Raw genomic sequence first — 14,799 nt, 5'->3', positions numbered from 1 at the left:
CCTGGCTCGACTTCTACAACAATCAACGCCGACACACCGCACTCGGCGGCCTCCCGCCAACCAGCCGACTGTCACCAACCTAGTGACCGAGTACATCTGATATGGAGTGAGTTTCTGTCAAGTGGCAGGGTGAAGCGCCCGTCCCGGTTGGTTGTTTCGGGGCGGGCGCTTCGTGGTTTCGTCGGCCGTGCTGGTGGTGAGCGTGTCGTTGGCGACGCGCGGTCAGACTGATATGCGCTGTGAGTCTTGGGGTAGCTGGTCTGGGACTGGCTGGCAGGGTTAGCGGCGGTCGCCTCGTCCTGGATCGTGACTCTTGATATGCATGGCTCCCTCGGGGATGCCTTCAACCCGACTTGTCCGTTCCAGGCGGGTGGCCGGCGCTGACCCGGCTCCACCTCGGTGACTTGATCAGAAGACTGTCCGTCCCGCCGCACGGCGGGTCGTGACTCATCACAGTGCTGCCCCGAAGTGACTTCCATCCAGGCCTGCGCCGGCCGTTTGGCGACCGGATCCGTGTCCGTTGCATCTGGAAGGAAGCCCGCTCGCCGTGACCATCGTCGCGCATACCCATGCCTATGTCGTGGGGGTTGACACCCACGCCCGCACTCACACCTTCGCCATACTGGTCGCTGCTACCGGCGAGCTGGTCACCACCGAGCAGTTCCCCTCGACCCGGGCTGGCATGGACCGCGCGATCGCCTGGGCGGCGCGCCGCACCGACGGTGACCTGGCCACGTTGTGGGTCATCGAAGGCGTCGCCACCTACGGCGCCCGGCTGGCAGCAACGGTCAGTCGCGCCGGCTATGACGTGGTCGAAGCCGCCCGGATGGAGGCTCGCGCCCACCGTGGCACCGGCAAGTCCGACCCGCTCGACGCCCGCCGCATCGCGGCGGCGGTCTTGTCGCTCGAGCCACCCCAGCTGCGCCACCCGCGAAGCGACGACGGCATCCGGGCCGCGCTGCGGATCCTCCTCGCCAGCCGCGAGCACATGACGACCGAACGGACCGCGACCATCAACGCGCTCACCGCGCTGCTGCGTGTGGTCGATCTCGGCATCGACGCCCGCACGCCCCCGACGGCTAAGCAAGTCAACGAGGTCGCCCGATGGCGGGCCCGAGTCGAGGACCTCGCCACGATCACTGCTCGTGCCGAGGCCGTCCGTCTGGCCAAGCGAGTCGCCGATCTGGACAAGGAGCTCGCGGCGAACCAGGCGCAAATGATCGACCTGATCCATAGCAGCAAGGCCGCTGTGCTGCTGGACAAGCCCGGCATCGGTCCCGTCACCGTCGCCGTCGTCCTCGCTGCCTGGTCCCACGCCGGCCGGGTCCGGTCCGAAGCGGCCTTCGCCGCGCTGGCGGGAGTCAACCCGATCCCCGCCTCGTCGGGAAACACCACCCGCCACCGGCTCAACCGCGGCGGTGACCGACGGCTCAACCGCGCCCTGCACATGGCCGTCGTCACCCGCATGACCCACCACCCCGAAACCCGCGCCTACGTCGAACGACGACGTGCCGAAGGGCGCACCACCAAGGAGATCCGACGCTCTCTCAAGCGCTACCTCGCCCGCCAGCTCTACCGGACCTTAAACGCACTCCACCACCAGCCCAAACCCGAACCGCAGACCACTTGACCAGACATAGAAGAGTCGGGTTGGTTACCGCAGGACGGTGGTTCGGCTGGAGCGGGTCCGCGTGTCTAGGGACGAGCGTGGACTGGTTGGGTCTGCTCATAGAGGTATCGCGGGTCGCTCCACGCGCTGCTGCCACTGGTGTGGTCGACGAAGCCGGTTCGGCGGTGTCAGTCGTCCATGACGGCCAGGGACCAGCACCAGCCGGCCAGCTCGCGGGCGATGGCGACGTTGGCGACGGTGTGTCGTTTGCGGCGTTCGATGAACCGGACCCAGCGCTGGTGGAGTCTGTGGTTGCCCTCGTCACCGCGGATCCTGGCCGCGGCCGGCGCGAGGTTCCAGCGGTCGCGCATGGTCTTCCCGATCCGGTAGCGGGCGCGGTGGTGCCAGGCGGCCTCGACCAGCAGCCGCCGCGCGTGGCCGTTGCCGGTCTTGGTGATCGAGCCCTGTGCTCGTAACTGCCCGGAGGAGTACTCCGACGGGACGAGTCCGACGAAGGTTGCGATGGTGCCGCCGGTGAACCGGTGCCAGTCGCCGATCTCGACAGCCAGCGCGAGCCCGGTCAGGGTGCTGATCCCGCGCAGACACCCCAGCCGCTGCACGAGTGGGGTGAATTCGGAGTCGGCCGCGATCTGCTCGATCTGTTCGTCGAGCCGGTCACGCCGGGCCTTCGTCGCGAGCACGGACTCATACCCCGAATCGAAGGCCAGCCGCGTCACAGGCGATCCCAGCTGCGGCAGCGCCTCGCGACGCAGCCACGCGTCGTGCTTGCCGGTCCACGCGGCACCCCCGCAGTAGACAATCCCGTGGCGCAACAGCAGCTTCGACAGCCGGTGCCTGGCCCGCATCAGGTCACCGCGGCAATCCTCCCGCGCCCGCACCAGATCCCGGACCGCTTCCTGCTCCACGCCCGGGATCGCCACCGCGGTGACCTCGTCCAACCGCAGCAGCCGCGCCAGATGGATCGCGTCCTTGGCATCGGTCTTGATCCGATCACCAGCCGGCTTCTGAAGCTTCGACGGTGCCACCACCTCACACCGGATCCCCGCGGCGGTGAGATACCGGAACAGGCCGAACCCGGTCGGGCCGGCCTCGTAAGCCACCGCCACCGGACCAGGCAGACCACGCAGCCAGCCAGCGATGTGGTCATACGACGGAGTCAGCCTCGACTGCACCAACTCGCCCGTCACACCATCAATCGCCGCCGCCGCAACCGACCTGGCGTGCACATCAAGCCCAACACTCGTACGCTCGGAAAACACCGGGGCCTCCCACACATGTCGGATAGGCCGAGCAGGCGGCCCCTGCTCGGTAACCCACGAATCTGTGTGAGTGAGGCCCCGGCCCGCAACCACTCAGCAACCCCGAGCGGTCACTCCATACCGTCTAGAGGGCTGGATTCTGTGTCGTGCACTGTCGCGCTGAGGCGCTATTCGGCAGGTGTACGACACTCTCTTGTGCGGTGAGGCACGGTGCTGGCGGTGGCGCTACGTTGGCGCTCATGTCAGATGTTGGATGGGCCGCGGGAGGTCGGGTGCGAGCGTTTGCGGTCTGGCGCAGGCACGTAGTCCGAGGCTGTCGTCTGCCTCGCCGAGGACGCGCCATCGGCGAGGCAGACGCTGCGGACCTGTCGCCGCGATCAGGGTAGCGGCTCCGGTGTGTGGCGCGCCGGCGGCTACTTGCGGACGGTGGGGCTGGTGGAGCCCCAGATGGTCTTGTTGGTGGCGTCGTAAATGACGACGCGGTAGTCGCGTACCGCGCTAGTGCTGTAGGTGTAGCTGTAGGTGCCGGCCGAGGACGAATAGACGTCCTTGAGGCCGTGCCAGGTGGTCGAACCGGGGGTGCGGTACTGGATCTGGCCGCGGGCCCCGGACCAGCCGATCAGCTTGTTGCCGGCCTGCCACCAGCGGCCCGCGAGTGTCTTGACGTTAACCTTCGTACCGGTGCGGGTGGGGGTGACCCGGCTGTAGGAGGCGAGCCGCACATCGGTGGTGGGGGTGTATTGGAAGACCTGGTTGTCGCTGGCGTCGAAGGCGCCCTCGGGCCGCCAGGTCCACACGCCGATCGGGTCATCACCGAAGATGTCGAACGGCTGCGAGCGGTCGCTGTTCTCGTAGATGATGATGTCGATCGGGCCCTTGGTCGGGTGGGTCGCGCTCCAGGCGGCGTCGACGACGCCGGCGGCCGCGCAGTTCGGACCCTCGTTGATGGTGATGGTCCTGAACGGTGACCCGATCGCGATCCGGCCCGGGGCATACAGGCTGCAGCTACCCGCGGCCGACGCCGGCACCGGTACGGCAACCAGGCCCACGGTCAGCAGACCTGCGGCGGCGAGTAGGGATGAGACACGCATGATTGCTCCTCTGTCGGTTGGCGCGGAGAGGTCGCCGGCACCGTGCCGGCATCGTCCTGGCGCGCCCTGACAGCACAATCGTGGCGACGACCCCGGCCGTTACAACGTCGCACAAGCCAAGCGAGACCGCCGCCCACCGCCAACGAGGTCAGCCGGGATGCGTACCTCTGCGGGTTCAGTGCGTCGCCTGCCCGGAGTCATCACCGCTCCTGTTCCGTGATCGGCGGAATGGCGGCCACACGATGACTTTCATCTGTCGAATCTTGTCCCGCGGGTCGCGGTGCGGGCAGAACCGGTGATGCTCCGGAACGTTCGCCCCGTCGCACTTCCTGCACCGCCAGAACCTGGCCATGGCACCAGAATGCGCCCAGAACTCAGCTCACGTCGCCGTACGGCGATCGACTCGGCGGCGACAGGCCGATCCCCTCCGACTGCGCCTGGACCGGATCGAGTCCTCGGACCGACCGAGCTTGACACTCATCACGCCGACAGGTGTGTTGCCCTTGGCCAGTTCACGCAACTGCTGCACCTGGTCGTCGGTCCAGTCCTGGCCGCTGTTGCGGCCCGATGTCGTTTCCGACATGGCTGTGCTCCCTTCGTCGAAGATGGTTGCCTACAGCCCCGGTATCCAGCCCGCAACCCGAACCTTAACCCCGCTGCGCCGCCGGGCGTGGCAGTCTGGGAGTCATGTGTGGTCGCTATGCGTCAACGGCCCGCCGGGCCGACCTGCTCGAACAGTTCCAGCTCGACGGCGACAACGCCGACGAGCTGAAGGACCCGGACTACAACGTGGCCCCCACCAAGACGGCGCCTGTCGTGATCGCGCGGGCACCATCCGATGGCCCGAGGGACGCCGACGCGGTCCGGCAGCTGCGGCTGTTCAAATGGGGCTTGGTCCCGTTCTGGGCCAAAGATTCCAAGATCGGCAACCGGATGGTTAATGCACGCTCGGAGACCGTCGACGAAAAGCCCGCCTACAAGGCAGCCTTCAAGTCGCGGCGCTGCCTGATCCCGGTCGACGCCTTCTACGAATGGTTCGAGACCGACAAGATCAGCGAGAAGACCAAGAAGCCACTCAAGCAGCCCTTCGCGTTCCGGCCCACCGACGGCTCCTCACTCGCGCTGGCCGGCCTGTACGAGGTGTGGAAAGACAAGTCCCTGGCCGAGGACGATCCGGCCGCGTTGCTGTGGTCATACACGATCCTGACCACCACCGCGACAGATGAGATCGGACGCATTCACGACCGCATCCCCATGGCCATCGCTCCCGACGACTGGGAACAGTGGCTCGATCCCACGGTCAAGGACCCCGCCGACGTCAAGGCGTTGATGGGGCCGCCGACCGGCCTGGAGATCTACGCCGTGTCCACCGCGGTCAACGACGTCCGTCGCAACAACGGCCCGTACCCTCTCGACCCACTCCAGCGTGGGTCCGGATACCGCAGGTATCACCGAGCAGCGCTCGAGGCCCTGGCTGATCGCGGTGCAGCGATCTCGATCGGTGAGGCAGCCGGCATCATCGGTCGGTCGAGGACGGCGGTCCGAGATCTGATCGCCGCCGGTGAACTGCGCTCTTCGTCCAACGCGACGTTTCCGGTGTTCCGGCGTGACGTGGAACGGTACGCCGAATCTCATCCACAGCCCGAGATCGTGCCGGGCAACTAACCGCCGCCGCCGCGGCCAGGGTTCTGGGTCGCAGCGTCTCCACTCTTTTATGATTAGCCAGGTCCGACCGGATTCCGTGCGACCGTGACACACGTGGCCGGTACTGGTTTCGCGAGGACCATCTGGCTCTGTACCTGCGTGCCAGAACTGCAGGGCGCCGACCCTGACCATGTGGCCTACCTGGGCACGACGTCCAAGACGCTGGGTCCGGCGCTGCGACTCGGCTGGATGGTGCTGCCGCCTCGCCTCATGGGCCAGGTCGCCGATGCCAGGACGCATATCGACCACCGCACCGAACACCTCGGCCAACTGACCCTGGCCAACCTGATCACCCGCCACGGCTACGATCGCCACATCCGCAGGTCGCGTCAGCGGTACCGCCGCCGACGCGACCAACTCCGCCACCACCTCGCAGGCTTGCGGATCACGCTGACTGGCATCGCCGCCGGGTTGCACGCCCTGGCAATCCTCCCCCCGGACGGCCCCACCGAGACCGACATCGAAGCCGTTGCGCAGGCTCACGGCGTCGCCCTCGGCTGCCTGTCGGAGCGCACGCAACTGTCCCCTACCCGCCAGGGCGTCATGATCGGCTACGGCCGTCCCTCGGACCACGCCGACACCTCGGCCCTCGACGCCCTGACCACGACGTTCGCCGAGTGCTTCGGTCAACAAGGCACTGCATGAACCTCGCGTACTCGAGGTACGGCCAGGCCAGATCGACGCGGACGACGAACGCCGCGGCGCACGACTAGTTTCTGGTCAGGAGGATCGAGTTGATGGGTGTCAGGTCGTAGTCGACATAGGTGTACTGCTCGATCGGATAGCCGTTTGGAAAAGGCGTGCAGTTGACCCCGTTGTAGTTTCTACAAAGCCAAGCGTGCGCGCCTCCATATTGATTGTTGAAAACTCGGTGCATACCAATCTGATTGGAGAGGTTGTGTGCCCCGTAGGACCAAAGCACCAGCGAGGGATTGTGGTTGAACGAGGCATCAGGGTATACGCAGACGGCGCCGTAAGGACAGCCTGCGTACGTCCCGCCGGCTTGCGCGGGCCCAAGTCCGGGGCCCGCCAAGAGCCCTACTCCAACCATCAGTGACATAACAAAGCCAATGAACCATTTCCGCATTACTTGAATCTCCTCTGCGGCGACTGGACGACACTCACCGGGTCATCGTGACATCCGACGCTTTCAAAACGGTTTCACGCCCGATCAGGACCGTCGTGCTCGGAGGCTCGCCACGTCCACTTGATTGATCAGGTCAGGAGGCGATCGAGGGCTCTTCACACCGCAAAGTGTCTTCGGTGGCGCTGATGGGTCTGCGATGCCGTCGGCGTTGCTCATCGTCAAGCTCGGGGCGCCGTTCCGCATCTGCGCCGGCACCGACATCGAGTCGCTCCCAACTCAACGAGATCGTACGAACGCGTGCGCGACGGCCGACTGCGCCCGAACATCAGCACGGTCGCCCCCTCACCGACGCCGTCACCGCCTTCAACCCAACCAAGCGAACCAAGGGCAAAACAATCATCCGCACCCGCCCCCTGAGGATGGCCTCGGACCAGACCGGTCAGAACTCAGGTCGTTCGGGGTTGCAAGGTTCGCTGGAAGAAGTTGAGCATCCTTGCGCGCAAGTTCGACGAGTCGTCTGGCGTCTCGTCGATGCCGTCCTCGCGCAGACGATTGCAGACACAGCAGAGGAGGTCTACGCCGTCTGGCAGCAGATCGAACCCGAGTTTGATCGGTGCACCATCCTCAGCACGCAGCCGACCAGGGGACAAAGATGAATGTGAGGATCGCCTACGAAGAGCTGACTGAGGCGCTGAGGGAGTACGTCGCCGTATCGCGCAGGATCAGGGCCGACGAGGGAGATGCCGAGTTCGCTCGGCGAGCCAAGATTATCCTTGCGGAGCGCTCCCACAGCTTTGAGTGCGGAGTACGAGCAGTTGAGCGTGAGCAGGACCGCCGTCACATATGCACACGACAACGTTTGGGATGCCGCTGACAAATGGCGGGCAGCTATTCGGGCAGAGCTTGGCGTCCCCGACTCCACAGATGCCGCGTCGCTCGCGGCAGGCGCGCCAAAGGCGCGCTCTTGATACTCCATAGGTCAATCCGGCAGAGCGCTCTGCTGTGGTCCTGTCCTCCGTCGGCCGAGTCCGGCAGCTGGTCATGTCACGACCCCCGCTCGAAGGTGGCCCGACTCCGTTCGTCAGTTGCTTTGGGCGCCGAGTTGCTTGAGTAGGTCCTTGACGGTTGGGTCGCTGATAGCCGGGTAGGTGAGCTGTGTCGGTGGTGCTTGAGAGGCCTCGATGGTGATCTTGGGAGGCGGCAGCTTCGGCCGCGCCGACGCCAGGTCAAGGTAGGTCGGCCAGGTGCTTGAGGGTGCCTTGATGATGGCATCATCGGCGTTCGCCGCGACCTCTTCGTTCACCGCCCGCGCGAGCTGGGGTCGAAGGACGTCGTCCTGGCCCAGCGGGTTCTCTTCCCCGACGAGCAGTCGCGTCGGCGTGATCGGCATCAAGACCGGAGCGCCGGGCGGGAGCAGTCCTTTCCAGCCGCTCTGGAGGGGTTTCAGGGTCACCACCGGCGCGTCGCCGGTGATCAGCAGGTCGTCGGTTGCTGCGAGTACCGTCCAGCTGCGGCCTGACAATGCGGTGGCGAACCCGTCGAAGGTTCGCATGATGGTTCGCAGCCGGGAGTTCTCGTCGACCGGCGTGCTGTGCGTCTCCGCCATCTGCGTGCCGGCCATCTGCCACTGGTACATCTCGGCGGCGCTCAGATCAGCGGCGTTCAAGCCTTCGGCCTTGAGCAGTTCCAGGGTGAACAGGAACGGCCGTAGGTGCTCGTCGATGTCGTGCATGTGCCCGGCCATCGTTGGAGTGCGAAGCAATTGCGCGGCAACGAACCGGGCGAGGACGCCGGCTTCGGCGCCGCTCCCCTGCAGCACGCGTGCTGGATCGCCATCCGACCTAGTGCGCGCCCGCCCCTTGAATGAACTCACCGCCCCCACTTGGCGTGGAAATGTCGGTGTCTGCTGGGATCGTGGTGTGGCATGGAGCTGATTGCCCGGGATTTCGAGCGGATACCGCAGGGGAACTTGCGGATACCGGTGCGTGAGTTCGCGCGGCTCTGGCTGACGGCCGAGCGTCGTGACGATGCGATGGATGCCGCCGGTGAACCGGAACACGCATACCTGCGCGGAGTGTGTGCGACCTGCGAGTGGCTTGGAGGCGTGATCATCCAGGTGCGCGGTGCGGATGGACAACCAGTATCAGTATTCAGGCCGTCCCCGCTGACCGGGTTGCAGTCGAAAGCGCATGAGGAGCTGATCGCGGAAGAGACGCGGGCGGCCGAGCGGACCATTGCCGACAGCCCTGGCGAGCCGGGCTTTGTTCACGGTGCGCTGGCGACGCTGATGTGGGCGTGGCGCCGATCGGGTGTGCCGCCGATAGATGTAGAGCGCGCCCAAGCAGGTTGACTCGGGTCTTGCCAAGAACCATCCACTAGTTCTGATCGTCTGCTCCAGGTCGACCTTCAAAGATCCCTGCATTGAACCTGGTCTTGCCAGGGTTCCCCTTACTTCGTGCCACGCGGTCGTCGGAGCCCGGCCTTCAGGCCGGACTCGATCGTGCGCTGACCTTCTCGCCGGCCGAGCCCGATCCGAAGTGCGGCGGACAGCAGTTCGTCTCGCACGGTCTGGGCGTCGAGCCGCCGACGGCCGCGACGCGGCCGAGTGCGTAGGCCGATCCGTTCAGGTCGTCGTTGCGCTGGCCGGGTGTGGAGGCTAGTAGCTTGTCGAGCTGGGCGGTGAGCGCCTTCAGCCCGTACGCGGCGCCGAACCTGCTCGGGCCGCTTGCCGCTGTTGTGGTGAGCGTCGGCTCGGTTGCGGTCAGGGCGCTGATGATCCAATCGGGGAGTGTGGCTGGCCGGCGGATCACGTCGGCGCGGTAGCGCTGTCCCCGGATGACCGATCCGGCGCCGACGACGTAACCGCCGTGGCCTCGGGTGTCGATCTTCCAGCCGAGCCGCCCGGCGATGTTCCCGAGTTCGGCTTCATCGGGTTGGCGGTAGTACAGGTGTTGTCCCCTACTGGGGGTGCTGATTGTCCAGGTCCGGGGCAGGAGATGTCCGCCAGCAGCGGCCAGATGGTCGAGCACGTCACGGCCACATGTGATGCCACGGGAGGCCCACGGTTCGGGTACGGGTCTCGCTGCCATCTTTCGGCTGGTCTAGGTCGATCACCAGTAGCCCGGACGGGCCGGTAGCGACGCCGAGGTTGTATGGGGCGTCGCGCCACCACTGCGTGATCTGCTCGGCGTCTGTCGTTGCGTTGTGCGGCCAGTCCTCGATCGCTGGGGCCTTGGATCCCACATCGGCATAGCTCCGAACCTGTAGCTGGGTTCGGAGCTATGTGTTTTTGGGGCAGGGTCCGGGTGGGAGTCCGCGGGGTTGGTAGTCCTTGGTGGGGTCGAGGGTGAGTTCGCGCAGGAGTTCGCGCCGGTGGCGGCGTTGATGATGGTGATCTGCAGGTCATGGATCAGGAGCAGGACGCGGGTTCGGGCGGGGGTTCGGCCGATGCCGATGTGGTGCAGCCGGCCGGCTCGAATACCCCCTCGAGCGCATACCTGGCCAGCAACCCGCTGATCCAGCCCTGCGACACCCCGTAGGCCCGGGCCACCTCCGACTGCGAACGCCCCGCCAGCACCGCCGTGATCACCAACCGACGCTTCGACACCCCCGCAACATCCCGCCCCCACACCGATTCCGATGTCTTGAGACACCCCATTCCGATGTGTTGAACCACAACACCGTCCGCCCTACTTGCAAGCATCTGTGAGTCAGTTGGCAGGTCGCAATCCGCGCCCGCGAGCCGTTGGAGACGGGCTCGGCGTGCGCGCTATCGGTGATCGGATCGGCGGTGCTCCTGAGCGTTGTGGCGCGACGAGCTCAAATCAACCCGAGCTCACGCGCGCGGCGGACCGCCTCGCGCCGACTGTGGACCGCGAGCTTTCGATACACGCCCCGGGCATGTGCTTTTACGGTGTTGACCGATACGAAGAGTTCTGCAGCGATCTCGTCGTTGGTTTCGAGCGTCGCCAGATGGCTGAGGACAATATGCTCGCGATCTGTGAGGGGCTCGTCAAGTGGTGTGGGTACGGCAGCGATGCGGTCGGCTGAGCCGATGTCCTCGAGAAGGGCGTCAGCAAATCGCCGGGCGGCCGGCTCCGCGCCGTCCCAGAGCTGTAGCCGATGCCTCAGCAGCGCCTCGGGACGTCCGTTGCCGAGGGCGACAAATGGCCGGCGAATGTCCTCTGGTTCGGCAATGGACAGGGCCTGGTCGATAGCAGCGAGGGCTCGATGGTCTTCCCGCTGACTGTCGGCCAGGAGTGCGGTCACCAGCCAAGCCCGAGCCTTGATGATCGCATTCGGGCATTGATCGCGCAGTGGCGACAAGATGTCCTCCGCCACTGTCAGATTGCCGAGAGCCTGCTCGGCCCGCGCCAGGCACAATCTGACCTCGTCAAGACCCGCGGAGCCACCAGGGGCTTGGGCGATCGCGTCGTCGGCTGCAGCTGGTACGGCGAGCAGTGAACGTAGCCGACTCACGGCGGCGTCTTGCCGTCCGCGGGCCAGATCGACCTCGGCTTGGACGAGTGCGACCCATCGTCCGACGAGCGGCGCGATCGCACGATCTTTGAGCTCAGAGCCCAAAGAGACCATCAGGTTCTCGGCCCGATTGACTTTCCCCGCCGCGAGCCAAAGCCGCGCTTCGGTCGCGCGCAGCGCCGGATAGGGGGTCCGGTCCGGGTCGTTGCGCTCGGCGGCCAGTCCGGCGTGGATGAAGATCTGGGCGGTCTCGCTGTGGTTTCGCTCCAACTCGATCCGAGCCAGGACCAGGTACACCACAATCGCTTGGGCGTGCTCGGTCCAACCCCGCTGCTCGATGATCTCCAGGGCCTGGGCTGCCACGTCGTGCGCGGCCTGCACGTCGCCCCGCTCCCACTCGATCAGAGCCAAGTAGCCGAGGCTGTTCACCATCGTGAGGTCAGTTCTTGTCGCTGTGGCGAGACCCATCGACTCGCGTAGCGCCTGCTCGGCCTGATCGGTGTGGGCAGACCAGACGAGCCCCACTCCGAGATTACTCAGCGCCGGCGCCTCGTACGTGGGCGCGGCCGGCAGTCGCGCCAACTCAGGGTCAGAAAGCCGGCGCAGCAGCTGCCTGGCGGCCACGATCAGGTCGGGCACGCTGCCCTGTACACGGCTCAGCACGAGGTCCGTTACGCAGAGGAACAGTTCGAGCGATCTGCGGGACTCCTCGCCGCGTTCGTTCAACATGCCTCGTGCGTGCGCGACATGGTTGCTGAATCCTGCGTAGTCGTGGGCGATGAAGCAGGCGATAGCCGCGCTCGCCCTCAACTCTGCGCTGGAGTACAGCTCTACGGCGGGTATCTCCGCCAGGAGTGCGGCGAACGCCTGCCGCTCGGCCGACAGGGCACGCATCGCGGCGCCATTGACCATCAGTTCTCCGACGAGTTGCCAGTCCTGCGCGCGAACCGCGTGGCGGACCGCCTCGATCGCCTCTCCACGGCCGGCGAACCACCGCGCCGCGCGCCGATGCAGTTCGGGCGCCAGGTCCGGCTCGTCCAACAGCAGCCGGTGACGGAGCAGGTCGACCAGCAGCGGGTGGTATCGGAACCAGCGGTGGTCTGTGCCGAGGGCCACGACGAAGGCGTTGGACTGCACCAAGCTCTCCAACTCCCCCTGACTCCCACTGCGATCCGTCAGCAGATCGGCCAGGTCGGCGCAGATGCGGTCCGCGGTGCTCGTCCGCAACAGGAAGCGGCGGCGCTCCGCAGGCAAGGCCGCGAGGACTTCGTCGAACAGATACTCGGCGACACCCGCGTCGGTCCCGGTGAACTCCTCGATGCGGTCGATCTGTGTCGTGGTGGCCGCGAACATCGCCGCCAGCCGGAGCCCGGCGGCCCATCCATCGGTTCGATCCAGGATTCGGCTGCTCAACGCAGTCGGCAGGTCGACCCCCGAACGCACCAGGAGCTCGCCGGATTCCGCCTCGGTGAAGGCCAGGTCCTTCGCGCGTACCTCCGCAAGCGCGCCGTCAACGCGGAGCCGGTGGAGGTGCAGACTCGGGTCGGATCGGGTCACGATCACCAGGTGGAGCGGCAAGGGGTGGCGAAGCATCTCGGTGATCCCGTTCAGGACTTCCGGATTGTGGATCTCGCCGAAGTCGTCGAGGACGAGTGCGAGCGGACGCCGCAGCTGTGACAGCTCGAGAATGATCCTTCGTACGACGTCTTGGCCAACTGGCGGTCTGATCATCAGCGATCCGAGCCCTCCGCCCGGGGCCTCACCGCTGCCGTGAACCGCGGCCACCAGGTAGGACCAGAAGAGGACAGGGTCGTTGTCGAAGGAGTCCAAGGACAACCAGGCCACGGGCAGCGCCGCGGATCGCGTTGTGGCCCAGCCGGCGACAAGGATCGTCTTGCCCCAGCCGGCTCCCGCACTCACCAGGGTCAGCCGCCCGGAGGTCCCCGCCTCCAGCCGGTCGACGAGCCGCGAACGGACCACCAGCCCCGACGGCAGCTGGGGTGCAGCCAGCTTGCTGATCAGCAAGCTCACCGCGGGCAGCGGCTTGGCTTCGCCGCCAGTTGGCCACCCCGACCTGCGCGATTCTCGTACTGCGCCCTCGGCGCCCACACGAGTGGACGCCCCCCACGCCAGGTCTCCAACCTCTGAAGTATCCACTTCAGCCCCCACCTCTCGGCCGTCCCCCCGCGGCCCCATCTCATCCCAGACTAGGCGAACATCACCCGCAGGAACCCTCAGCGGCCCGGACCAATCCGCGGAGGGTTCATGCGATTACCCATTGCGGATAATGCGCGTCGCGCGGTGCGCCGGGACGCTGGATCTGAACAGTCCTCCGACAGCCGAGGTGGCAGCAATGACCAGTTGGGTCTACGAGGTCCAGGTCGTCGGCCGGCTCAGTCAAAGCGTCCTCGCCGAACTCGACGCCGAGGTCGGGGAGGTCTTTACGACGACTGAGCCGGCCACCACGCTGATCCGGGCAAGCACTCCTGACCAGTCCGCATTGGTGGGGCTTCTGGACCTGCTCCACGCACTCGGCCTCAATGTCTTCGCGCTGCGCCGGGTGATGGACATCGACGAACGCAGCGATGCGGAGATCCTGCCATTCTCGCCCGGACCTCGACCGGGGCAGTCGACATGACCTTCGAGGCCCGAATCGCCGGTCGGATCGGACCACTCACGGCCTCGGCACTCCCCCACGACGCGCTGACCGTTCCGCACCCTGCAACAACATTGCTGATGATCGTGAGCCCAGAATCTGGGTGGGTCGCCGACCTCGCTCGCCGGCTGGAGTCACACCACGTCGAGATCATCGCCATCCGCTGCCACAAGATCACGCCCTGACATCGGGCTTCGCCGACGCCCGATCGGCACAGCCGCGACCCACAGCGCAGCTGGCGCCGTGGGTCCGTGGCTCGGTTGAGCGTCGTCGTCCAGCAGGACCGAGTACGGCGGCAGCACTCTGTCGCCAGCCGCTCCATAGCCAACGGCTGGAGATGCAGCCCGATCGCACCAGGCGCGTTCGAAGCGTCAGCCGCCCGCTTCGGCCATCTTTTGTTCGGCGTCGGCCAGGGCACCCTTGAGGGCCTTGACGTGGTGACCGTCCGCCTCGCCGACCACGTGTTTGATCGCTCGCGTCACCACAGGCTCGACCACCCCTGCAGCCTTGTGAGGGTATGCCAGGATCAGACCGGCGCCGCCGATGGGAATGGTCTCCCCGGCCTGCTCCTCGATCTGTTTGCTCGACTTCTTGTGCAAGAGCTTGCCGCCGACTGCGCCCACCGCTGCTCCGATCGCGGTCGCCGCCAGCAGAGGTGGTGCGAAGAGACCGACTGCGAATCCCACGGCCGCCAGCCCGGCGGCGCCCTCCTCGACCATGTGGTCGGACTGCTCGACCGAGACGTTGCCCTCGAGGTCCTTGCTCACCACGACGGCGCCCCACAGGCGCTCGCCGCAGTTCAGTGCCGCCTCGTAATCCTCCTGTGCCGCATCAACGGACAGGTACCCGCCGATGAGCACATCGGTGGTCTCCTCATCGAACCCCATGGCAGT

At 66.3% G+C, this 14,799-nt stretch carries 14 protein-coding genes; 5 read left to right on the top strand and 9 right to left on the bottom strand.

Annotation, left to right across the window (positions count from 1 at the left end):
* Nucleotides 1-547: 547 nt before the first annotated feature.
* Nucleotides 548-1,630: an IS110 family transposase gene (locus ACIBG5_RS41875; protein WP_396397665.1), complete on the top strand. Its 1,083-nt coding sequence runs from the start codon at nt 548-550 to the stop codon at nt 1,628-1,630.
* 167 nt (nt 1,631-1,797) lie between these two features.
* On the opposite strand, the gene ACIBG5_RS41870 is transcribed toward ACIBG5_RS41875, so the two are convergent.
* From ACIBG5_RS41870 to ACIBG5_RS41860, 3 genes are all read right to left on the bottom strand, one after another.
* Complete coding sequence (locus ACIBG5_RS41870) at nt 1,798-2,856, bottom strand: IS110 family transposase (protein WP_396397669.1); 1,059 nt, start codon at nt 2,854-2,856, stop codon at nt 1,798-1,800.
* 446 nt (nt 2,857-3,302) lie between these two features.
* Nucleotides 3,303-3,980: a hypothetical protein gene (locus ACIBG5_RS41865; RefSeq protein ID WP_396397664.1), complete on the bottom strand. Its 678-nt coding sequence runs from the start codon at nt 3,978-3,980 to the stop codon at nt 3,303-3,305.
* Nucleotides 3,981-4,359: 379 nt separating this feature from the next.
* Nucleotides 4,360-4,563: a hypothetical protein gene (locus tag ACIBG5_RS41860; protein ID WP_396397663.1), complete on the bottom strand. Its 204-nt coding sequence runs from the start codon at nt 4,561-4,563 to the stop codon at nt 4,360-4,362.
* Nucleotides 4,564-4,667: 104 nt separating this feature from the next.
* Here ACIBG5_RS41860 and ACIBG5_RS41855 point away from each other — a divergent pair, with 104 nt between their 5' ends.
* Together ACIBG5_RS41855 and ACIBG5_RS41850 are read left to right on the top strand one after the other, a co-directional pair.
* Nucleotides 4,668-5,645, top strand: a complete 978-nt coding sequence (locus ACIBG5_RS41855) for an SOS response-associated peptidase (RefSeq protein ID WP_396397662.1) — start codon at nt 4,668-4,670, stop codon at nt 5,643-5,645.
* Nucleotides 5,646-5,783: 138 nt separating this feature from the next.
* A complete protein-coding gene (locus tag ACIBG5_RS41850) occupies nt 5,784-6,329 on the top strand; it encodes an aminotransferase class I/II-fold pyridoxal phosphate-dependent enzyme (protein WP_396397661.1) in 546 nt (181 codons plus the stop codon).
* Between the two features lie 1,523 nt (nt 6,330-7,852).
* Here ACIBG5_RS41850 and ACIBG5_RS41845 read toward each other — a convergent pair.
* Complete coding sequence (locus ACIBG5_RS41845; protein ID WP_396397660.1) at nt 7,853-8,830, bottom strand: DUF4238 domain-containing protein; 978 nt, start codon at nt 8,828-8,830, stop codon at nt 7,853-7,855.
* Nucleotides 8,831-8,875: 45 nt separating this feature from the next.
* Between ACIBG5_RS41845 and ACIBG5_RS41840 the strand changes: the two genes are divergently transcribed.
* Nucleotides 8,876-9,121: a hypothetical protein gene (locus ACIBG5_RS41840; RefSeq protein ID WP_396397659.1), complete on the top strand. Its 246-nt coding sequence runs from the start codon at nt 8,876-8,878 to the stop codon at nt 9,119-9,121.
* 133 nt (nt 9,122-9,254) lie between these two features.
* Here ACIBG5_RS41840 and ACIBG5_RS41835 read toward each other — a convergent pair whose 3' ends face one another.
* The 4 genes from ACIBG5_RS41835 to ACIBG5_RS41820 form a co-directional block, all read right to left on the bottom strand.
* Nucleotides 9,255-9,800, bottom strand: coding sequence for a bifunctional DNA primase/polymerase (locus tag ACIBG5_RS41835; protein WP_396397658.1), 546 nt, complete (start codon nt 9,798-9,800; stop codon nt 9,255-9,257).
* A 1-nt stretch (nt 9,801) separates the two neighbouring features.
* A complete protein-coding gene (locus tag ACIBG5_RS41830) occupies nt 9,802-10,014 on the bottom strand; it encodes a bifunctional DNA primase/polymerase (RefSeq protein ID WP_396397657.1) in 213 nt (70 codons plus the stop codon).
* Between the two features lie 166 nt (nt 10,015-10,180).
* A complete protein-coding gene (locus ACIBG5_RS41825; protein WP_396397656.1) occupies nt 10,181-10,378 on the bottom strand; it encodes a helix-turn-helix domain-containing protein in 198 nt (65 codons plus the stop codon).
* Between the two features lie 212 nt (nt 10,379-10,590).
* Nucleotides 10,591-13,281 carry a LuxR C-terminal-related transcriptional regulator gene (locus tag ACIBG5_RS41820; RefSeq protein WP_396397655.1) on the bottom strand — a complete coding sequence of 897 codons (2,691 nt, stop codon included), beginning with the start codon at nt 13,279-13,281 and terminating at the stop codon, nt 10,591-10,593.
* Between the two features lie 322 nt (nt 13,282-13,603).
* Here ACIBG5_RS41820 and ACIBG5_RS41815 point away from each other — a divergent pair, with 322 nt between their 5' ends.
* Nucleotides 13,604-13,888: a hypothetical protein gene (locus ACIBG5_RS41815; RefSeq protein WP_396397654.1), complete on the top strand. Its 285-nt coding sequence runs from the start codon at nt 13,604-13,606 to the stop codon at nt 13,886-13,888.
* Nucleotides 13,889-14,277: 389 nt separating this feature from the next.
* Here the strand turns inward: ACIBG5_RS41815 and ACIBG5_RS41810 are convergent, their stop codons facing one another.
* Nucleotides 14,278-14,793 carry a hypothetical protein gene (locus tag ACIBG5_RS41810; RefSeq protein ID WP_396397653.1) on the bottom strand — a complete coding sequence of 172 codons (516 nt, stop codon included), beginning with the start codon at nt 14,791-14,793 and terminating at the stop codon, nt 14,278-14,280.
* Between the last annotated feature and the right edge of the window lie 6 nt (nt 14,794-14,799).

It is taken from the genome of Kribbella sp. NPDC050241 (assembly GCF_044459685.1).
GTDB lineage: Bacteria > Actinomycetota > Actinomycetes > Propionibacteriales > Kribbellaceae > Kribbella.
Note: the sequence above shows the minus strand (reverse complement) of the source record. Positions and strands in the feature narration are given on the sequence as shown.